The organism is Chryseobacterium sp. JAH (assembly GCF_001507335.1).
Classification (GTDB): domain Bacteria; phylum Bacteroidota; class Bacteroidia; order Flavobacteriales; family Weeksellaceae; genus Chryseobacterium.
The window spans coordinates 402,505-423,672 of sequence record NZ_LMAH01000001.1; the positions used below are offsets into that span (position 1 = coordinate 402,505).

Annotated in this window: 24 protein-coding genes; all 24 read right to left on the reverse strand. The window is 34.6% G+C overall.

The features are described 5' to 3' along the window. Positions 1-66: 66 nt before the first annotated feature. The 24 genes from AR685_RS01910 to atpE all read right to left on the reverse strand — a co-directional run bounded on the left by AR685_RS01910 (position 67) and on the right by atpE (position 21,147). On the reverse strand, positions 67-765 hold the full coding sequence (locus tag AR685_RS01910) for a hypothetical protein (RefSeq protein ID WP_059123555.1): 699 nt from the start codon (positions 763-765) through the stop codon (positions 67-69). After that, positions 731-1,285 (reverse strand): RNA polymerase sigma factor, encoded by a 555-nt coding sequence (locus AR685_RS01915; protein ID WP_047444170.1) that lies wholly within the window; start codon positions 1,283-1,285, stop codon positions 731-733. The genes AR685_RS01910 and AR685_RS01915 overlap by 35 nt, the downstream gene beginning before the upstream one ends. Before the next feature lie 110 nt (positions 1,286-1,395). Beyond that, the gene (locus AR685_RS01920) at positions 1,396-2,367 is read right to left on the reverse strand and encodes a zinc metalloprotease (protein WP_059123556.1); all 972 of its coding nucleotides are present in this window, start codon (positions 2,365-2,367) and stop codon (positions 1,396-1,398) included. Between the two features lie 196 nt (positions 2,368-2,563). Beyond that, positions 2,564-3,898: an MFS transporter gene (locus tag AR685_RS01925; protein ID WP_059123557.1), complete on the reverse strand. Its 1,335-nt coding sequence runs from the start codon at positions 3,896-3,898 to the stop codon at positions 2,564-2,566. Positions 3,899-3,916: 18 nt separating this feature from the next. Continuing rightward, positions 3,917-4,516: a bifunctional nuclease family protein gene (locus tag AR685_RS01930; protein ID WP_047444173.1), complete on the reverse strand. Its 600-nt coding sequence runs from the start codon at positions 4,514-4,516 to the stop codon at positions 3,917-3,919. 180 nt (positions 4,517-4,696) lie between these two features. Continuing rightward, positions 4,697-5,644: an electron transfer flavoprotein subunit alpha/FixB family protein gene (locus AR685_RS01935; RefSeq protein WP_047444174.1), complete on the reverse strand. Its 948-nt coding sequence runs from the start codon at positions 5,642-5,644 to the stop codon at positions 4,697-4,699. A gap of 41 nt (positions 5,645-5,685) precedes the next feature. Beyond that, the gene (locus AR685_RS01940; RefSeq protein WP_059123767.1) at positions 5,686-6,432 is read right to left on the reverse strand and encodes an electron transfer flavoprotein subunit beta/FixA family protein; all 747 of its coding nucleotides are present in this window, start codon (positions 6,430-6,432) and stop codon (positions 5,686-5,688) included. A gap of 141 nt (positions 6,433-6,573) precedes the next feature. Then, entirely contained in the window at positions 6,574-7,281 is a 708-nt protein-coding gene (locus tag AR685_RS01945; protein WP_059123558.1) for an SDR family oxidoreductase, read from the reverse strand. 82 nt (positions 7,282-7,363) lie between these two features. Beyond that, entirely contained in the window at positions 7,364-8,281 is a 918-nt protein-coding gene (locus tag AR685_RS01950) for a T9SS-dependent choice-of-anchor J family protein (RefSeq protein ID WP_059123559.1), read from the reverse strand. 136 nt (positions 8,282-8,417) lie between these two features. Next, positions 8,418-9,419, reverse strand: coding sequence for a T9SS type A sorting domain-containing protein (locus tag AR685_RS01955; RefSeq protein ID WP_059123560.1), 1,002 nt, complete (start codon positions 9,417-9,419; stop codon positions 8,418-8,420). 116 nt (positions 9,420-9,535) lie between these two features. Then, the gene (locus AR685_RS01960; protein WP_059123561.1) at positions 9,536-10,915 is read right to left on the reverse strand and encodes a dipeptidase; all 1,380 of its coding nucleotides are present in this window, start codon (positions 10,913-10,915) and stop codon (positions 9,536-9,538) included. Positions 10,916-11,052: 137 nt separating this feature from the next. After that, positions 11,053-11,310, reverse strand: coding sequence for a hypothetical protein (locus AR685_RS01965; RefSeq protein ID WP_059123562.1), 258 nt, complete (start codon positions 11,308-11,310; stop codon positions 11,053-11,055). A 130-nt stretch (positions 11,311-11,440) separates the two neighbouring features. Next, the gene (locus AR685_RS01970; RefSeq protein WP_059123563.1) at positions 11,441-12,589 is read right to left on the reverse strand and encodes a class I SAM-dependent methyltransferase; all 1,149 of its coding nucleotides are present in this window, start codon (positions 12,587-12,589) and stop codon (positions 11,441-11,443) included. A 5-nt stretch (positions 12,590-12,594) separates the two neighbouring features. Beyond that, on the reverse strand, positions 12,595-13,035 hold the full coding sequence (locus AR685_RS01975) for a DinB family protein (protein WP_047444180.1): 441 nt from the start codon (positions 13,033-13,035) through the stop codon (positions 12,595-12,597). Then, on the reverse strand, positions 13,035-14,198 hold the full coding sequence (locus AR685_RS01980; protein WP_059123564.1) for a methylmalonyl-CoA mutase family protein: 1,164 nt from the start codon (positions 14,196-14,198) through the stop codon (positions 13,035-13,037). The genes AR685_RS01975 and AR685_RS01980 overlap by 1 nt, the downstream gene beginning before the upstream one ends. 98 nt (positions 14,199-14,296) lie before the next feature. After that, positions 14,297-14,653: an FtsB family cell division protein gene (locus tag AR685_RS01985; RefSeq protein WP_047444182.1), complete on the reverse strand. Its 357-nt coding sequence runs from the start codon at positions 14,651-14,653 to the stop codon at positions 14,297-14,299. A gap of 3 nt (positions 14,654-14,656) precedes the next feature. After that, positions 14,657-15,271 (reverse strand): uridine kinase, encoded by a 615-nt coding sequence (gene udk / locus AR685_RS01990; RefSeq protein ID WP_047444183.1) that lies wholly within the window; start codon positions 15,269-15,271, stop codon positions 14,657-14,659. A gap of 117 nt (positions 15,272-15,388) precedes the next feature. After that, entirely contained in the window at positions 15,389-15,694 is a 306-nt protein-coding gene (locus AR685_RS01995) for an ATP-dependent Clp protease adaptor ClpS (protein WP_047444184.1), read from the reverse strand. Between the two features lie 13 nt (positions 15,695-15,707). Next, positions 15,708-17,069, reverse strand: a complete 1,362-nt coding sequence (locus tag AR685_RS02000; RefSeq protein ID WP_047444185.1) for a hemolysin family protein — start codon at positions 17,067-17,069, stop codon at positions 15,708-15,710. Between the two features lie 223 nt (positions 17,070-17,292). Beyond that, entirely contained in the window at positions 17,293-18,162 is an 870-nt protein-coding gene (atpG, locus tag AR685_RS02005) for an ATP synthase F1 subunit gamma (protein WP_047444186.1), read from the reverse strand. A 72-nt stretch (positions 18,163-18,234) separates the two neighbouring features. Further along, positions 18,235-19,812 carry a F0F1 ATP synthase subunit alpha gene (atpA, locus tag AR685_RS02010; RefSeq protein ID WP_047444187.1) on the reverse strand — a complete coding sequence of 526 codons (1,578 nt, stop codon included), beginning with the start codon at positions 19,810-19,812 and terminating at the stop codon, positions 18,235-18,237. Between the two features lie 17 nt (positions 19,813-19,829). Next, the gene (atpH, locus tag AR685_RS02015; protein ID WP_059123565.1) at positions 19,830-20,369 is read right to left on the reverse strand and encodes an ATP synthase F1 subunit delta; all 540 of its coding nucleotides are present in this window, start codon (positions 20,367-20,369) and stop codon (positions 19,830-19,832) included. Between the two features lie 2 nt (positions 20,370-20,371). Continuing rightward, a complete protein-coding gene (locus AR685_RS02020) occupies positions 20,372-20,869 on the reverse strand; it encodes a F0F1 ATP synthase subunit B (protein WP_047444189.1) in 498 nt (165 codons plus the stop codon). Positions 20,870-20,952: 83 nt separating this feature from the next. After that, the gene (atpE, locus tag AR685_RS02025) at positions 20,953-21,147 is read right to left on the reverse strand and encodes an ATP synthase F0 subunit C (RefSeq protein WP_002979108.1); all 195 of its coding nucleotides are present in this window, start codon (positions 21,145-21,147) and stop codon (positions 20,953-20,955) included. Positions 21,148-21,168 lie beyond the last annotated feature (21 nt).

Consider the following 21,168-nt stretch of genomic DNA (forward strand, 5'->3'; position numbering starts at 1 on the left):
TTTTAGGTACAACAGTATTTCTGATTAGTTTTAAACAGTCTATTTTTATTATGAATTTGTTTATGATTATTCTATTGAGATAGAATCTGAAAAGACTTTGAAACCAAATATTTCTAAGGAACTAGGCCGTTTAAATTTGATTTTTGAAGCATCTAAAACACCAAACTGTTTATGATTTTTCAGGTTTTCTTCCCTAGTTTTATCCAATTCTCTTCCAAGTAAAAGCTGTTCTGCATTGGTATAATTTACCTTTTTGCGTTCGGCAATGGTTGGTTTTTGATTTAAAAAATTATCTGCTTCTTTAACGACTGGAATCTGAGGATTTTCTTTTTCCTTCACTTTTTCCTCAACAAAAATATGTTCAGAAATACTTGTTGGGTTTGCTGAAATTGTTTGTTTTAGATTTTCTTCTTTTTTGATTGAATTTATTTTAGAATCCACATTAGAAGTTTCTATTTTTACTAAATTTTCAGCTTCGGGAAGAGATTCATTCTTATCAATATCTAATTTTTCATCTTTATCTTTAATAAAAGCTTTCGTAAATTCCTTTCTATCATTATCCACTTTATCAAAGTAGAAAATAGCTCCGAAAGAAATAAAAAGAAGCACTACAGCAGCATATTTCCACCAATACAAAGTGCTTTTTTGAGGAACATTTACCTCCACATCTAATCCGGTATTAATTTTAGACCAAAAATCTAAAGAAGGGCTTATTTCCAACTCTTCGTACTCAGATTTTAATTGTTTCAGTATTTTTTTGTCCATTTTCTTTTGCTTTTAAATAATCAGCAATCCATTTTTTGGCTTTGCTTAACTGGCTTTTACTTGTACCTTCTGAAATATTCATGATTTCAGCGATTTCCTGATGCTTTCTGTCTTCAAAAACGTAGAGATTGAAGATCAATCGATAACCTGGTGGCATTTGTGAAAAAATTTCTCCGAGATTAATTTCAGTTAGTCTTTCATCGATCTCATCATCCATATAATGATCAGCAATCTCAATATCTGCGTAGAGAATATTTTTATTTTTCCTGACAAAGGTTATGGAGTCATTCACAACAATTTTTCTCAGCCAAAACGGAAAACTTTTCCATTCCTTGCAATCACCAATTTTATTAAAACATTTCAGAAAAGCATTTAACAGGATATCTTCAGCATCATGAATGTTATTTGTGTAAGAATTTGCAATCGCCAGCATTTTAGCTGAAAACAACTCGTAAAGAGCTTTTTGGGCTCTCCGATCCTGTTTTTTGGCAAGTTTAAAATTCTCTTCTAAATTCTTCATGTATCAGTTTCTATCTATAAGACGACAAACGTTTGAAATGGTTGCCCGAAAATAAAAAAATTGCACTTTCTTTCAAAAGTGCAATTTATATTTAGATTTTTGTTTAAAACTTATTGTGCGAAAGAATATCTTGGTCCTCCTGATTGGAAAACTGCCAACATTCTGCTTTTCTGGTCTGAAGAAAACATGTACATCGCTCTGTCATCCACATAATCCATATAGTTCATCGTCATTTCTACAGGGTTTCCTGCGCAAGTACTGTAATGAGGAAAAGCTGGTGCACCATAATTTGCAGTGTTGTGCGACGGTGTATCCGCGACCAGATCGTTTCCGCATGTAGCATCTCCCCAAATGTGGCGAAGATTCATCCAGTGACCAACTTCATGGGTTGCGGTCCTTCCCAGATTGAAAGGATATGTAGCGGTTCCTGTACTTCCAAAATATTTAGAATCTACAACCACACCATCTGTTGCACTAGCACCTCCAGGAAACTGAGCATATCCTAAAATGCCACCACCGATAGTACAAACCCATAAATTAAGTTTCGTGGTCGGAGAAAGAGGACTTAATCCTCCTTGTGCAGATTTCTTCATGGCATCACGGGTACCCCATGAAGTTTTCTTAGTAGATTTTCTGACAACTTGATCTAACACGAAACGTATACCTACATTAGCTTTAACATTAGAAAATGCAGCGGGAACATCATTATAATCGGTATTTGTAGCATTGAAATCCTTATTCAGTATATCTATTTGCGACTGAATCTGCGCTTGTGAAATATTTTCTGCAGCAGTTTTATAAAGTACATTTACAACAACCGGAATTTCAATCACGCCATTCACAAGCCTCGACTGAAAGTTTTCACTCAACTTTGTTTGGGTAAAAGCTTCAATTTGTGCAATTTTCATCGCCAATGCTGGATCGTTTGCCATTTGATCTTTTAAAACTTCGTCAGACGCACAGCCTCGATGTGAATTTGCGCTTTCAATTTTGTTTTCTGACTGATTTTCTAATTTATCATCAGATTCGCAACCTGCTAGAATAGCAGCCGCTATCCCTAACATAAAAAAAGTCTTTTTCATAGTATTTTCATATTAATTAGGTATAATTATTTTGTTTTATACAACAAAACAACGATTACTTAACAAATATAAAAATTTTATATAAACACAATATATCTTTTTTAAAAAAAAATAATTAATTTTTAACAAAAACTTATAAAACCACGTAATAATTCAACAAAAAATGAAAAATACAGAAGATATTTCAATAAATACTCTAATGTTTTATTTCGCTTACTTTTGTTGGATCATGTTTATGCTTAAAAACAATTGCAAAGAGAATAGTGACTACAAGCGCATAACCTGCGAAAATATACCATGAAGTTTGCCATCCTACAAGCTGTAACGCTGGATCTGTCTGCGAAAAGACATAATGATTAACAACTTCCTGAGCGCCCAACATCCCTATCGTAGCTCCAAAGCCATTAGTCATCATCATAAAAACTCCCTGTGCACTTGAGCGAATACTTTTATCCGTTTCTTTATCAACGAACAGTGAACCAGAAACATTGAAAAAATCAAAAGCAATTCCGTAAACGATCATTGATAAAACAAACATCCAAACTCCTCCGCCAGGATTTCCGAGACCAAATAATCCGAATCTTAAAAACCACGCAAACATCGCCATTAGCATTACTTTTTTGATTCCATATCTCTTTAAGAAGAATGGAATTAATAGAATACACAAGGTTTCTGAAACCTGCGATAATGATATAAGCGCATTCGCATTATTTGAACCCCAAGTATCTGCATACTCAGGAATTGATTTAAAACTTGTAATAAATGGATTTGCGTAACCGTTCGTAATTTGTAATGAAACACCCAAAAACATTGAGAATATAAAGAAAATCGCCATTTTCTTCTCTTTAAACAGAGCAAAAGCTTTAAGACCCAATGCATCAGACAAAGTTCTTTTTTCGGTACTCTTATTGACTTCGCAATTTGGCAAAGTAAAAGAATAAATGAATAATACAATTCCTAAGATACCTGAAACAAAAAATTGGCTGTAGCTATTCTGAAAACTTGGAAAATCAGATTGATTTGAAAAATTAAAAGTTATACTTCCGTCCTGAATTCCTGCAAAGTTAACAAATAACATCGCACAGATAAAACCTACAGTTCCTAATGTACGAATAGGTGGAAAAGATTTAATGGTGTCGTAATTATTATTGACCAAAACTGTGTATGCTACAGAATTGGAAAGCGCAATCGTCGGCATATAAAACGTTACACTTAAACTATAAAGTAGAAAAAGCCTCGAAAATTCAACGTTATCTCCTGCTGACATCCCATAGTAACCTGCCCAGATCAGGAAAACAGCAGCCAGAAAATGACAAATTCCGAGAAGCTTCTGTGCCTGAATCCATCGGTCTGCAATAATGCCCATTATCGCAGGCATAAAAATCGATACAATCCCCTGCATGGCATAGAACAGTCCAATTTTAGATCCCAATCCTACCGAGCCAAGATAGTTTCCCATGGAAGTAAGATAAGCTCCCCAAACTCCAAATTGGAGAAAGCTCAGAATGGTCAATCGTAATTTTAAATTCATTTTGTATCTATAATATCCTTAATCGATTTTCTTTTTTCTTCTTTTGATTTCCTCCTGAATTTCAAGAGCGGTATCAAAATCCTCCTCTTTCACAGCATCATCCAACAATTTCTGCAATTCTTCCATAGAAATATTTTTCAGACTGTCTTCATCCTGCATGGTTTCAGAGAATACATCTTCTTCTTTCGCTGTTTCTTCCAGCTCAAGAAGAATTCCCGCCTCACTCAAAACCTGCTGAGTTGTGAAAATAGGTGCGTCAAATCTTACTGCCATTGCAACAGCATCAGAAGTCCTTGCATCCAAGATTAATTCTTCTTCTGTAAGTTTATTTTTAAAATTGATATTTGAAAAGAAAACTCCGTCAACAATCTGATAAATGATCACTGAAACCAATTCAAATTGTGCAGAAACTATAAATTTTGTAAATAAATCGTGAGTAAGCGGACGTGGTGGATGAATGTCTTTTTCAAGGCCTAATGAAATGGATTGTGCCTCAAAATTCCCTATAACAACAGGTAATTTAATGTGTGTTTCCTCATGTTCCAATAACAAAGCGTACGCCCCCGATTGGGTCTGGCTATACGATATTCCGCGAATGATTAGCTGTTTATAATCCATGACTACAAATATAAATTAATTTTTTATTGTAGGTTTTACTTTTTAGACAAAAATAAAAGCTCGGATACCGAGCTTTTATAGGTGAATTGTGAATTAACTGAGTTGTTAATTGTGCTTCGCAAGTGAATTTTTAAACAGACAAGCAAAGTACATTGACTATTGCCAATTCACTTTTTTATTTTATCCTTTAAGTGCTTTAATTTTTTCTGTCAATGCAGGAATAATTTGGAATGCATCTCCCACTACACCATAATCAGCTGATTTGAAGAACGGAGCTTCTGCATCACTGTTGATGACAACAATCGTTTTAGAAGAGTTGACTCCAGCCAAATGCTGAATAGCTCCGGAAATACCGATTGCGATGTATAAATTTGGAGAAATTGCTTTACCTGTTTGCCCAACGTGTTCTGTGTGAGGTCTCCAACCAATATCTGAAACCGGTTTTGAACAAGCAGTTGCTGCTCCTAAAACGTTTGCCAATTCCTCTACCATTCCCCAGTTTTCAGGACCTTTCATACCTCTACCGGCAGAAACTACCACTTCAGCTTCTTTAAGGTCTAATTTCCCTGAACTTTGCTCATGAGAAATCACCTTAGTATCTTCATTAGCTACTGAAAGATTTTTCACTTCTTCAGAACCGGAAACAGCATTTTCTTTAACACCAAAAGCATTTTGAGAAACAGTAAGAATTACTCCTGTTGCTTCAGCTTTTGCATGCATAAATCCTTTTCCTGAGAACGCTTTTCTTTTCACCTGGAATGGAGACTGGCTTTCCGGTGCTTCCAAAACATTGGTAATTAAAGAAAAATTCTTCATCACCGCCAACATTGGTGCTACTGAAGAAGCATCTGTAGTGTGAGGAAAAACAAGAATATTTCCGTCAGCCACTTCACTTACTGCTTGAGCATAAGCTTTTGCTGAGAAATTTTTAAGACCCTCGTCTTTGATATTGATTACATTAGTTGCTCCATATTTATACAATAAATCTGAAGAATCTGTTGGGTTTACAGAGATAGCTGTTACCGTTTCACCAGCCTGATCTGCAACTGCTTTAGCATAAGATACTGCCTCAAAAGCTGCTTTTTTGTAAACTCCGTTTATATTTTCTGCGTATACGAATACTGCCATTTTTCTTGAATTTAAGATTAAAAAATTTAATAATTAAAAGATTAAATAACTTTAGCCTCCTCGTGAAGAAGCCTTACCAATTCATCTAAATTATCAGGAGAAACAATTTTCACGGCTGCTCTTGGCGGAACAGAGTCATAAGAAACGCCCTGAACTTTCACTTCAGAAGAAGTAGGTTCAACCACCTGTAAAGGTTTTGTTCTTGCAGACATAATTCCTCTCATATTTGGAATAATCAAGTCTTTCTCATCAACTAAACCTTTCTGACCTGCAATTACAGCAGGTAATTTAACTGAAATAGTTTCTTTACCACCTTCAATTTCTCTAACAGCAGTTGCTTCACTACCGTTCACATCTAAACCTACAGACGCATTCACGAAAGGCTGACCCAATAATTGAGCAACCATTCCGGGAACAGAACCTCCATTATAATCGATAGATTCCTTTCCGCAAAGTACTAGATCATATCCTCCATTCTGAGCTACAGAAGCAATTTCTTTTGCTGTAGAATAACTGTCTTTCGGGTCAAGATTTACCCTAACAGCGTCATTAGCACCGATTGCCAATGCTTTTCTGATTACAGGCTCGGTGGTAGCATCTCCTACATTAATTACTGTAACCGTTGCTCCCTGAGATTCTTGTAATTTAATCGCTTTTGTTAAAGCAAATTCGTCAAGCGGATTGATGACCCACTGGATTCCGTTTTTGTCGAAAGCAGATTTATCTGCGGTAAAGTTAATTTTAGAAGTAGTGTCAGGAACACTGCTAATACAAACTAATATTTTCATATCTATAATATATTTTTCTTTTTGCTTCAACTCATAAAATCCGAGAAGCAATTATGTTTGTTAAGTTTTGTAAATATAAATAAAAAATATATTATGCATGCATAATACTTATTTAATTATTATTCAGCGCATTATATGTTCCTAACTCTTTGGTTTTGTTGCTCTAAACTCTATCTTACTCGGTAAAACCCTTGGATTCATTTTTAATATATCTAAGATCAAATTTCCCATATCTTCCGGTTGGATTTTCCAGTTATCTTTCTCAGAAGGTTGATTTCCATTAAAATGGGTAGCTACTGAACCGGGCATAATGACAGTAGATTTGATATTATATTTTCTTAAATCGATCATCGCAGCCTGTGTAAAACCAACAACACCAAATTTGGAAGCATTATAGCCTGTTCCGTTCTCAAAGAAGTTGGCTCCAGCTAAACTTGAAATAGTGATGTAATATCCTTCCGTCTTCTTTAGTTCCTCAACAGATGCTTTTAAAGTGTGAAAAACTCCCGTCAGATTGGTTTCAATCATCGAATTCCATTCTTCCGAAGTCAATTCGTCAACCGGTTTAAAAATGCCTAAACCTGCGTTGGCAATGATAAAATCTAATCTCCCGAATTTATCAATTATATTTTCAACAGCTTTTTCTTCATGATCAAAACTTCTGACATCAGAAACGATTCCCAAAACCTTGTCAGAATACTTTTGCAATTGTTTTTCCGCTTCTATAACATCTTCTTTTCTTCTTCCGGAAAATGCGACAGAGGCTCCATTTTTCAGTAAAGTTTCAGCAATTCCAAAGCCAATTCCTTTTGTACCACCTGTAATGTAGGCCACTTTATTTTCAATCATAATTTTTTGAAATTTATTTCTACTAAAATAACAAAAAACGCTCCGATTGGAGCGTTTTTAATATACTAAGATTTATCAGTACTTATTTTTTGATGAATTTCTCTGTAAATTTCCCTTCCGATGTTTCTACATTTATTAAGTATTGACCAGACGGAAGATTTCGTACGTCCAACTGATTGTTTTTTAATGGAACAGTTATATTCTTACCGGCTAAATCAAACAATTCAGTTTTAATAATTTTAGCATCAGTTTTAAAATTGATAAAATCTGAAGTTGGGTTTGGATAGACTTTAACTACTATACTTTTTGCTTCAGCTTCTGACATACTCAGAGCTGGTCTGTCTACTGAGAAAGTATCTAAACCAATAAGGTCAGAATTATTTCCAGATGGACCTCCGTCGGTAACGAAATACCTAAATCCAAATTTGACAGGAACTGCAGTTGAGCCTACACCTGTAATTGTAAACTGATATTTTGTCCACACCTTCGGATAAACAAAACCTGTAACTAAAGTAGGATTAACTGATACACCAAGATTTGTAAAGCTCCCCAAACCGGAAGAACCTCCTGACGGGTTAACAGTAGTTGCAGCTGTACTGTAACGGAGTTCAAGACGGTCAGGATAATCTTGTGTACCATCTGTTCCTTTACGGGTGTAGAAACTGATTACATCTCCATCCTTTACATTCACAACTGGAGTCAGCAGCCAGTTACTAATAATTCCTGCTCCTGTAGTACTGTTAAAGTTAACAAGTGCAAACGAATTATTTCCTCCAGACTGCCCTACAGGAACTGTGGTAGTATTTCCGCTTCCGAAAATAGCATTCGAAAGTGGTGTAGTGTACGTTGCTTTAGTCCAGGTGCTGGCTCCTGCCGGGCTGCTTTGGTTGGTGGTGATCCAATCTGCAGGAAATGCAGTATCAAAGCCGTAACTATACACAACTTGTGCATTAAACAAGCTTAAACCAAATAATGCACTTAAAAGTAAAATTTTTCTCATAACTATTTTTATTATAAAAATATAATAATTAATTCAATACTCCAAATTATTTAACAAAATAATAAATCATAAAAAACTAGTTATCAACATAAAACGCTCCGAACGGAGCGTTTTATGTTGATAACTAGTTTTTTATTTATTTTTTAATAAATTTCTCAGTAGAAATACCATCTTTAGTTTCTACATTGATTAAGTAAGTACCCGCAGGAAGATCTTTTACATCAACTTTGTCACCATCTAATTTTACATTTACTTTTCTACCCATTATATCTACTACAGAAACATTATTTATTTTCGAATCTGTTCTAATGTTTAAAATATCTGCAGTTGGATTAGGAAATATCGCAGTATTATTTGATTTTGTAGTAATATCATTAGTTGATAAAACAGCATTATTAGAATAAGACACATTAACGTCATCAATTGCCCAGCTATAAGCAACAGTATTTCCAGTCGCATTAAAATTATAAGTACGATATTGTCCTATATCTAGTCCCGGTATAAGCGCATACGGTGATAACGGCGCATCGTATGTGTATGTTTCTTGAGGAGTATAAAATGTATATGCACCTGTAGTCATATTATACGAAATACCTATAAATACCCAGGTATTAGCAGGATATGTTCCATTTAAAGTTTTAAATAATGCAAATTGCCTAACCCCATTATTAAGACGTGCACCTACAGCTGAAAGTGTCTTAGTAACCACATTATAAGTGACACCAGCAATGACCCCCGGAGTAGTTTCGTCATCAATCATTGTAAAATAAATAGAACCCGTACCATTAGCTGTGCCGGTATAAAAACTGTAAGTAGCTTTAATAATATTATTACCTGTAGTTGCATTAACCCCTACAAGTTTTACTGCTGAATGATTATTTGGATCACTCGTCGCTACAAACCCTGAACCGGCAGTCACTTTAAGTGAATTTGCATGTGCTGCATCAATAGTAGTAATTTGGTAATCTGATGCTACTCCGTTAACTAAATAATACCCTCCCTGTCCTGATGTTGCTCCAGTAAAGTTTGTTCCCACATTTCCTGCAGTTAATGAATTGAAATTTTGTGTATCAATAACCTGCCCAAACATCATTACTGTTGCAGAAGTTATCAAGAAAGAAGATAGAATTTTTTTCATTAAATTAATTTTTAATTATTTTAATGTAAATATAATAAAATTAGACACTTCCGTGATGTTTTTTCTATATAAACAAAAAAAATCCTCAAGAAAAACTTCTTGAGGACTTATAATTTTTATTTTGAATAGTTTTCGAAGAATAAAGGTATACTCTCGATTCCTTTATAGAAATTAAACAAACCGTAATGTTCATTGGGTGAATGTATTGCATCAGAATCTAAGCCAAAGCCCATCAATACTGACTTTGCTCCCAAAACCTGCTCAAACATTGAGGTGATAGGAATACTTCCTCCACCTCTGTAAGGGAGAACTTCTTTTGCAAAAGCAGTTTCCATTGCATTTTTAGCAGCTAAGTATTCTTTGGTATCAGTTGGCAAAACGTAAGGCATTCCACCATGATGCGGCGTTACTTTTACTCTTACATTATCAGGAGCTATCTTTTCAAAATATTTAGTGAATTTTTCTGTAATTTCTTCAGGAGTCTGATAAGGAACTAAACGCATAGAAATTTTCGCAAAAGCTTTTGAAGGAATTACAGTTTTTGCTCCTTCACCTGTGTAACCACCCCAAATTCCGTTGCAGTCTAATGTAGGACGAATAGATGTTCTTTCTAAAGTCGTGTAGCCCACTTCACCTTCCACTCCATTTAAGCCAATTGATTTTTTGAATTCTTCAGGATTATCTTTCAACTTGTTCATATCAGCTCTATCGGCATCAGAAACATCTTCTACATTGTCATAGAATCCGTCAATAGTAATTTGTCCGTCTTCATCAATCAATTTCGCAATCATTCTTGAAAGCACATGAATCGGATTGGGTACGGCTCCACCATAAAGACCTGAGTGCAGATCTCTGTTAGGTCCCTCCACTTCAACTTCAACATAGCTCAAACCTCTCAAACCGGTAGTGACAGTTGGTTGTTCGTTGCTGTAAATATGAGTATCAGAGATTAATATACAATCGCAAGACAGTTTTTCTTTAAACTCATTCACAAAATCACCTAAACTTACAGATCCTACTTCTTCTTCCCCTTCAAAAATAAATTTAATGTTGCATGGAAGAGAATTGGTTTTCATCATTGCTTCAAAAGCTTTGATTTGCATAAAAAACTGCCCTTTGTCATCAGCAGAACCTCTTGCGAAGATGGCACCGTCAGGATGCAGTTCAGTTTTCTCAATATAAGGTTCGAAAGGTGGCTTTCTCCACAATTCTAAAGGATCTGGAGGTTGTACATCGTAATGACCATATACTAATACAGTGGGTAGATTTTTATCAATCAATTTTTGTCCGAAAACAATTGGATAACCTTTAGTTTGGCAAACTTCTACGTCGTCTGCACCTGCATTTTTAAGATGTTCTGCAACTTTATCAGCACACAACAAAACTTCATTTTTGTAAGCTGGGTCAGCAGAAATGGAAGCGATTCTCAATAATTCAAACAATTCATCTACGAAACGAAGTTTGTTTTCGTTGATGTAATTTAATGTCTCTTGCATTGTTAATTTTAATTTGGATAAATTTAAAAAAATTGGACTGCCTGAACAAACAAAAAAGAGGCTTTTATCTTTCAGGCCAGTTTCAAAACAAAAAATCCCACACAAGTGCAGGATTGATGTATATTTTTGAGAACAAATTAATGTTCTGCTTTTGCCGAATCTGTATGTTTTGCTGTTGCACTGTCCGTTTTAGGAGCCTCTGTTTCGTGAGTGCCATGTGCCGGAGTTGCGTGAGCAGGCTCAGCACTGTGGCCGTCGTGACCGCCTTGGTGATCGTCAGAATATCTTTCTACACCTTCTTCCAGTTTCAAAGTATTCTTGTTACCGCCAGCCTGAATCTTTTTACAGCTTACTGCTACAGTTGCGATAGCCAAACATATAATTAGTTTTTTCATATGATTTATTTATTTTCTTTAAAAGGTCATTTGCAGTAGCTTAATCTCTTTGAGTAACAAGCACTGCGAATCTGTACCAAAATTTTTGATTGCCCAAAAGTAAGAAATATTGCATTTTTCGGCAACATTTTCAGACTGATTTTAATATTAATTTTCCTTTTTTGGATTGTGTAAAAATAAGATAGTCATTTCCGCCATCTTTTAATCCATATTTTTTCTTAATTTCTTCAGGCTTCAAGGGAAAATTTTTGGAAATAATATTATACTGATCTTTCTTTTTAATTCTCTTACCATCAATCACTTCCATTTCAAATATTCGTCCTGGAAAATTTTCAATTTTAGTGTCAGAACTATAAATATGTGAATTGGGATGCAGCTTTTTAAGATTAAATCTCGTTGAAATCAGACTAAAAATTCCCGCTTTTAATAATGTGTTGTTTGGTATATAAATAAATTTTTCTGGTTCAGCATATTCTGCGGACGCATTTTCTTCGTCGCCAAACACAAATTCGAAGTCAGATTCTTCGCTTTCCAGATTAATGCAATGGCAATGAAGAGCTTCAGAATGCTCACAAGAAAGAAAAACCACAATCTCTTTCACATCATTTTTCACCGCAATGATATCTATTCTGGAGATATTTTTTAAAACAGAAACAAGGTATTTTAAATCAATCAAAGGGGAGAGTTTAATGACCACCTGTTTAGAAATCGACAGCAGCTTATCCTGAATCTCAAGAATATTGGGAGACAAATCTTCTAACAAGAAAACTTTATTCTTCTGATGGTCTCTTCTGGCCGGATCGAGATAAATTACATCAAAAATTTCAGTATTGTGAGTGAGAAAGTCTTCTAGTTTTTGATTGATAAACTTTGCTTTTTTACCTAAAGTAGTCCAATTATGTTCTACAATTTTTACAAGTTCAGGATTTTGTTCGACCAGGGTGACTTCCTCAAAATTTGCGGACAGATAGTAGGCATCAATCCCGAAACCGCTTGTGAGATCGATAAATTTCTTTCCTTGTAGAAGTTGAGCTTTATAAACTGCTGTTTTGTCAGAAGAAGACTGCTCTAAACTCAGCTGTGGAGGGAAAACGACGCCATCCTTTAATAGAAAAGGAAATTTTTTCTGAGCAACCTGTTTTCCTTTGATCTGCTGAACAATTTCCTGCATAGAAACTTCAGGAAATGGAGATTTTTTTAATAGAAGAGAATGCAGATCTGTGTTTAGATTTACATCAATATAATTTTGAATTTCTTTATTTAAAATTGAAATTTCCAAAGAGCTTATCTTTTATAGAAAATATAATCTGTTGATATTGGTTCAATACCATTTTGTTTCAATAACGAATTGATCTGACCTCTGTGGTAAGTCGAATGATTGACGGCATGAAAAAGTATTTCGAAAATAGTATTTTCAAACTTAATTCCTTTTGAATTTTGATATTCAATTCTTCGGTCTAAATCTGAGCTCTCAATAATTTCAATACTTTTCAAATAGTTTTCATGATTGATTTCACTCAAACTTTCGAAAGGATTGATTTGCCAAACTTCAAAAGATTTTTCATTTAAAATTCTTGAAGTCCACACTTGCTGAGCATTTAAGGTATGATTGATTAAGCTGATTATTTTCTCGTCAACTTTAAAAATATTTTCCGAAATAATTCTAATCATTTCGTTGTTGAAATGATAGGTATATTCAAATAAGTCAATCAGCTTTTTATTCATTACTCAAACATTTCAGCCCAACGAACCGCTTTAATTTCTTTTTCATCATAAAGCTCTCCTTCAGACTTTTTAACGTCTAATTTTGGATATAAATTCACGCCAATCAGCTTTATTTTCCCTGCCTCAACCCATTTTTGCTCTTCTACAGCCTGATTGTAGATTTTTCTCTGAAGAATTCCTTGTTTTAGACTTTCTAAATAGCCTCCAGTTTCTTCAATTTCTAAAAAGAACTGCCAAGATTTTTCCGCAATTTGCTGAGTGATATCTTCAATGTAATAGCTCCCGTTTGAGGCATCTTCAAATACATTAATGATGCTTTCATACGCCAAAACAATCTGTTGTTTAAATGATATTTCCTCAGAATTTTCGGTATTGTTTCCAATTTGATAATTGGTACTGAAAACTGCATCTGCTCCTCCAATCATTGCAGAAGCCAACTCTAATGTAGAACGAATCAAGTTGTTTTCGCTGTCAGAAATTGATTTATTTCTCAAAGAAGTCTCAGCAAAAATATAAGGAATATCGTCTAAACCGTATTCTTTTGAAAGTTGGTTAAAAACCAATTTAAAAGCTCTAATTTTAGCCACTTCAAAGAAATAGTTTCCTCCGACAGCCAATCTGAACAGTATTTTATTTAAGATTTCGGCTCCGTAAATTTCTATGAGCTCTTTTGTCTTTGCCAATGCAGTTCCCAACTGTTGAACAATAGAAGCGCCCGCATTTTGATGAAATGAAACATCTATGCATATATTTCTTTTGAAACTTTTTGCCAATAATTCTTTGACCAGTTGATCATTAATTGACCCGCTTTTTTCATCAAAAACATCAATCAAAGAAAAATATTGATCATTATCTTCGGGACTGATATGTTCTGCTAAATCTCTATTATTGATGAAAATAGTTTTCTCAATCAGATTTTCTACATTTTCATTTAATAAAAAAGCAAAAACATCTTCCTCCAAAGTGTCGTGATACGTTGCTACCAAATGCGTACTTTCTTCCACTTTCGGAAGGTTGACCAAAGGTTTCTCAACAACATCGTAAAAAGGTTTTACCTCAATTCCTTCCAAATTTTCTTTTTTCAGAACGGTATAAATATCTTCGGTTTTAAGTTGTTTTTTAACAAGATTTTCCCAATTGGAAAAGGTTTCAGTATTTGACATAAATGATGAGTAATAAGTAATGGATAATGAATAATCGTGATTGGCAGACTCGTTTTAAATTGCTGAAAAGCCATCAATTATTCACAGTTCACTTTAAATTATTTCTTAGCGATATTTGTGCTGTCTACGACCAGAATGAATATTTCTTCATTTGGCTTTTTCATGAAGTAATTTTCTCTGGCGTATTTCTCTTTTTCAGATTTATTATTCATGAGCTTTTTATAGAATTGATCATTCTTTTCGTACTCTGTCTTATAATAATCAAGTTGCTCTTCGTATTTATTGATTTCTCCGTTCAACTCATTGATTACCAAAAACGAAGTTTTGTCGAAAAATACCATCCAAACCAAGAAAAGACATATTGCAATCACGTATTTATTCAATACATAATGCTGAAGAAATTTCAGTGCCTCCGATTTGGGTTGGATCTCTTTAATTAATTCTTTTTCAGCCATTATCTAATGTTTTCTCAGTGAATTTCTAATAACAGTCGTTAAAAAATCTATCGCCACAGAATTTTGCTTCATGTTTGGAATAATTAAATCGGCATCGTTTTTTGACGGCTCAATAAATTCCTGATGCATTGGCTTCAAGGTTGTCTGATAACGGTGCAAAACCTCGTTCAGATCTCTTCCTCTCTCCTGTGTATCTCTCCTGATTCTTCTGATCAATCTTTCATCTGAATCAGCATGTACAAAGACTTTTAGATCAAATTCTTTCAATAATTCTTTATTGGTCAAAACTAAAATTCCTTCTACAACCAATACATTTTTCGGCTCCACGGTAACGTGATCACCGGTTCTTGAATGGGTTACAAAACTGTAAACAGGTTGCTCAATCGCTTCATTATTTTTCAATGCTTTCACATGTTTCAGCATCAATTCAAAATCTATCGACTTCGGATGATCATAATTCAACGCTTCTCTTTCTGTAAGTGTGAGATTGTGATTATCATGATAATAATTGTCCTGAGATAAAATATTCATCCCTTCAATATCAAGCTGCTGAATAATCTTATCAACAACGGTAGTTTTGCCGGATCCTGTTCCTCCCGCAATTCCTATTACAAGCATTCTAATATAGTTTGTACAAATATAAAACAATTAAGAGATTATAGAATTGAAAGATTACAATATTCATTCAAAATATTTTAATCAAAAAAGAAACTCCGACGATTGCCGGAGTTTGTATTATACGATTTCGCTGGTTAAGCTTCTTGAAATTAATTTTTCGTGCATAGGTTTTAAAACATCCAAAGAGCCTGTTTTCACTGTGCATTTGCCTTTGTAATGTACAAGCATGGTACATTGTTCGGCTTGTATAAGATCATGTTTGCAAATTTCTATTAAAGCTTCAATGACATCATCAAAAGTATGAATGTCGTCGTTATGTAAAATTAGCTTATACACTTCATCTGTTTCGTCCAAAACCAGAACTTCTTCTTCGTACTGACGTTTTGGATTCTCGTAATCTTTTATGCTATTATAAAAAATCATTGTCTAAATAATTTTAATCTTCTCCTAATTTTTCTATAATATCATCCACGATATTATTAGGTTCATTATAAATCAATTCTACCATTTCAACACTCTTGTTATTCATTTTTAAGATTTTGAAATGATAATTTTCCAAGTCAAATTCCTGGTTTTCTTCAGGAATGTCTTCTAAGGCATGGAGAATAAATCCGGCCAAAGTATTGTATTCACTTTCTTCAGAAACGGTCAGTTTCTTTGGTAAAGATTCATTGATTTCATCTAAAGGCTGTGTCGCTTTTACCCAAAACGTGTTAGGACCTACTTTATCAACCAATTTCTCTTCATCATCCTCTTCATCTTGAATTTCACCTACCAATTCTTCTAAAATATCTTCTAATGTAATAATACCTTCAGTACCACCAAATTCATCAATTACAATGGCTAAATGCTGTTTCTTCTGCTGAAAAATTTTCAACAAATCTGAAATTTTCTTACTTCCAACCACAAAGAATGATTCGCGCATCAATTCGCTCAAATCTTCATGACTCAAAACTCCTTTTCTTTTAACGAATTCTCTGATGATTTCTTTTGTATAAAAAACCCCGATAATATTATCAATTGAGTTTTCGTAGACCGGAATTCTCGAATATCCACTATCCATGATTTTATTAATGATTTCATTTAAATCATCTGCAAAATCAATTGACGTAATATTTTGTCTCGGAACCATGATTTGTTTCGCAGAGTGGTCTGTAAAATCAAATGCATTTTTAATAATCTCGTAGTTTTCTTCTTCAATTTCTCCGCTGTCGGCACTTTGTTTCACCAAAAGCTGAAGCTCTTCTGTAGAGTGTATTTCCTGCTCTGATGCCGGGTGAATTTTCATTAATCTTAAAACTCCGTTTGACATCAGGTTCATCAACCAAATAAACGGTTTAAAAACTGTATAAAAAACTCTCAACGGAACGGCAGTTGCCATTGTCGTAGCTTCTGCTTTCCTTATTGCAATAGATTTCGGTATCAATTCACCAAAAACAATATGCATTACGGTAATAATCAAGAAACTGATTACGACAGAAATTGTAGTCACTGTTGATTCACTAAAATTTATATTTAGGGAATGAAACAAGTTGTCGATCACATGATGCATGGCACTTTCGCCTACCCAACCTAAAGCTAGTGAAGCTAATGTAATTCCCAACTGCGTTGCGGAGAGATACTCATCAAGATGCTTGATAATGTGCTCAGCCTGCTTAGCCATCGAATCACCTTCAGCAGCTTTGATCTGAATCTGAGAATAACGAACTTTAACAATTGAAAATTCAGCGGCTACGAAAAAGCCATTTAATAAAACAAGAAACAAGGCTAGTAAAAGCCTGACTATGTCAGAGTCCATTTAGAAATTATAATTTATTGTACAAAGATATACAAAATATATTGAACTGTTACAAGTTAAATGTTGGATGATGAATGTAACAGGATTAGGAAAATGAAAGGCAGCTGTATTTTTACAACAAATTATTTGATATTATCTAACTATTATCAAGCACCATAATAACCTGTACTTCAAAAAAAAAGCACCGGAAAAACCGATGCTTAATTATTTTATGAATATATTCTTATGAATTTTTCAAAGCTTCTGCTCCTGAAACGATCTCTAAGATTTCGTTTGTAATCGCAGCCTGTCTTGCTTTGTTGTAGAAAATAACCAAGTCATTTTTCAACTCCTGTGCATTGTCTGTTGCTTTGTGCATCGCTGTCATTCTGGCACCGTGCTCTGAAGCTACTGAATCTAACACAGCTTTGAAAACCTGAGTTTTAATTGATTTAGGAATCAAATTATCTAAAATCTCTGCTTTATTTGGCTCGAAAATATAATCTGTTTCTACCTGAGTATCTTTAGCATCAACTTCTGACATAGAAATCGGAAGAACTTTCTCAGTAATTACTTCCTGAGTAGCTGCATTGACGAATTTATTATAAATAACATATACTTCGTCAAATTTACCTTCTCTATAGTTGCTCATTACCGTTTCAGTAACGTTTGAAACTACATCAAAACTTAGCTTATCAAAAACACTGCTTTCATTAGAAAACACTGTACGGCTTCTTCTTACCGCATCATAAGCTTTTTTACCAATGGTAAGAACTTCAATTTCGTACTGAGAATTATTCTGAAACTGAACATTCAGTTCTTTCACAATATTTGAGTTAAATGCACCTGCCAAACCTCTGTTTGAAGTAACAGCGATGAAAAGTACTTTTTTAACCTCTCTTTTTTGAGCATAAATAGAAACCTGATCAGGATCTGAGCTAGAATTTACATTCTGGATGATCTCCTGCAATTTTTCAGAATACGGTCTCAACATTACGATGGCATCTTGTGCTTTCTTTAGTTTCGCTGCCGAAACCATTTTCATAGCACGGGTGATTTGCATCGTAGATGAAATTGAACTGATTCTTCCTCGTATTTCTTTTAAGTTTGCCATTGTACGGATTCAAGAATTTAATATTCCGAATTCAAAATTCTGAGACTTTGAATTCGGAATTTTGAATTGATTTTAGTTATATTTAGAAGCTAAATCATTAGCAGCCTGCTTAAGAACACCTGTGATATCGTTATCGATTTTCCCAGCTTTGATTGCAGCCATTGTTTCAGGGTGCTTAGATCTTAGGAAAGAGATGTACTCAATTTGGAATTCTTTTACTTTGTTGATCGGAACGTTTCTCAATAAGTTCTCTGTACCTGCATAGATCATAGCAACTTGGCTATCAACAGGAAGCGGAGAGTTTACCGGCTGCTTCAACAATTCAACGTTTCTTTCTCCTTTAGAGATTACTGCTAAAGTAGAAGCATCAAGGTCAGAACCGAATTTAGCAAACGCTTCCAATTCTTTATACTGAGCCTGGTCTAATTTAAGAGTACCAGAAACTTTCTTCATTGATTTGATCTGAGCATTACCACCTACTCTAGATACAGAGATCCCCACGTTGATTGCAGGACGAACCCCTGAGTTGAACAAGTCAGACTCCAAGAAAATCTGTCCATCAGTAATCGAGATTACGTTGGTTGGAATATATGCAGAAACGTCACCCGCCTGAGTTTCGATAATTGGAAGTGCAGTTAATGAACCACCACCTTTTACGATTGGCTTCAATGAGTCTGGTAAGTCATTCATCTGGCTAGCAATAGTATCGTCAGCGATTACTTTTGCAGCTCTTTCCAATAATCTTGAGTGAAGATAGAAAACGTCTCCAGGGTAAGCTTCACGGCCCGGTGGTCTTCTCAATAGTAGAGAAAGCTCACGGTAAGCAACAGCCTGTTTAGATAAATCATCATAAATGATTAAGGCAGGTCTACCAGTGTCTCTGAAGAACTCACCGATAGATGCACCAGCCATAGCAGAATATACCTGCATTGGAACTGGATCTGATGCGTTAGCTGCAACAATTACAGTATATGCTAAAGCTCCTTTATCAGAAAGAGTTTTAACAATTTGAGCTACTGTAGAAGCTTTTTGCCCAATCGCAACATATATACAATATACAGGATTTCCTGCATCAAAAAATTCTCTTTGGTTGATGATTGTATCAATAGCAACAGTAGTTTTACCTGTCTGTCTGTCACCAATGATCAACTCTCTCTGACCTCTTCCTACAGGAATCATTGAATCAATTGCAACGATACCAGTTTGTAAAGGCTCAGTTACCGGCTGTCTGTAGATAACACCTGGAGCTTTTCTTTCCAATGGCATTTCGTACAACTCACCTTCGATAGGTCCTTTACCATCGATTGGGTTACCTAGAGTATCAACTACTCTACCTAACATTCCTTCTCCTACTTTAATAGAAGAGATTCTGTTTGTTCTTCTTACTGTATCTCCTTCTCTTACCAATTTACTTTCACCTAAAAGAGCCACACCTACGTTGTCTTCTTCTAAGTTTAGTACGATACCTTCTACATCGCTAGCAAATTTTACCAACTCACCGTACTGTACATTTTCTAACCCGTATACACGAGCAATACCATCACCGATGGTCAAAACTGTACCTACTTCCTCAACATTAGATTGAGTGTCGAAGTTGGCCAACTGTTGTTTTAAGATCGCAGATACTTCTGCCGGATTTATTTCTGCCATTATATGGTTGTTTTTTCTTAATTTAAATGAAAATCTTTTTTGATATTATTAAGCTTAGATTTTACAGATGCATCGATCTGCTGATCTCCAACTCTTAAAATATATCCTCCCAAAATATCAGGATTGATGGTAAGATTTAAGTCAAAGTTTGAACCTTCCTTAACTAAATCTGTAGATTTTAAAATCTGGTCAACGTTTTCTTTAGAAAGCTGAGTCGCAGTAGTAAGAGTAATTCTCTGTACACCATTGATATCCTCCACTTTATTGATGAATTCCTGAGCGATATTTCTCAAATGATTTTCACGCCCCTGTCTGATTACCAAAGTAATCAAATTCTGAGAAACCGGTGAAAAACTTTTAAAAATCTCTTTAGCAACGTCCTCTTTCTTTTTTGCATCAATGTAAGGCGTCTTGAAAAATTTGTTTAAATCCTCAGATTCAGACATCAGTTTCTTAACATCTTTCATTTCAGAAAATACGGCATTAGTCTGTCCGGATTCGTTTGTGAAATCCAGCAAACCTTGTGCGTATCTTTTAGCTACTTTAGATCTAAGCATTCTTAGTTAAGATTAGATTTGTTTAAATAATTTTGAACCAACTCGTCCTGAGCTTCAGTTTTCTCTAAATTTTTCTGCAAGATAGATTCTGCGATATTTACAGATAAAGCACCGATCTGAGTTCTGATTTCTGACATTGCAGCATTTTTCTCAGTCTGGATGGTTTGCTTAGCAGCTTCGATCATTTTATCTCCTTCAGCTTTAGCAACATCTTTAGCTTCACCTACAATTCTTTCTTTAATTTCTCTAGCTTCTTTAAGGATAGAATCTCTTTCAATTTTAGCTTCACGAATAATTCTTTCGTTATCAGATTTAAGATCTTCCATTTCTTTTTTAGCCAATTTAGCCTGATTCAAAGCATCAACGATAGAAGTTTCTCTGTCATTAATAGACTTTAGAATAGGCTTCCACGCAAATTTACCTAGCAAAAACAAAAGCGCCAGAAAAATAACCGTTTGGATAATAAATAATCCTGATGAAAACTGATGAATTAATTCCATTATATAATGTATAAATAATTATTACTATTTCTTAAAAAAAACCATGTCCCGCAACCAACCGTTACGGGAATGGCCTAGTTTGATTAGTTTACTGCAAATAGAGCAGCAAACGCAACACCTTCAACAAGTGCAGCAGCGATAAGCATAGCTGTTTGAATTTTTCCAGACTGCTCTGGTTGTCTAGCGATAGCCTCAAGAGCAGCAGCTCCGATTTTACCAAGACCAATACCAACACCTAGTACAACGATACCAGCACCTACAATTTTAGGAATTTCCATAATATATAATTTTAAAAAATT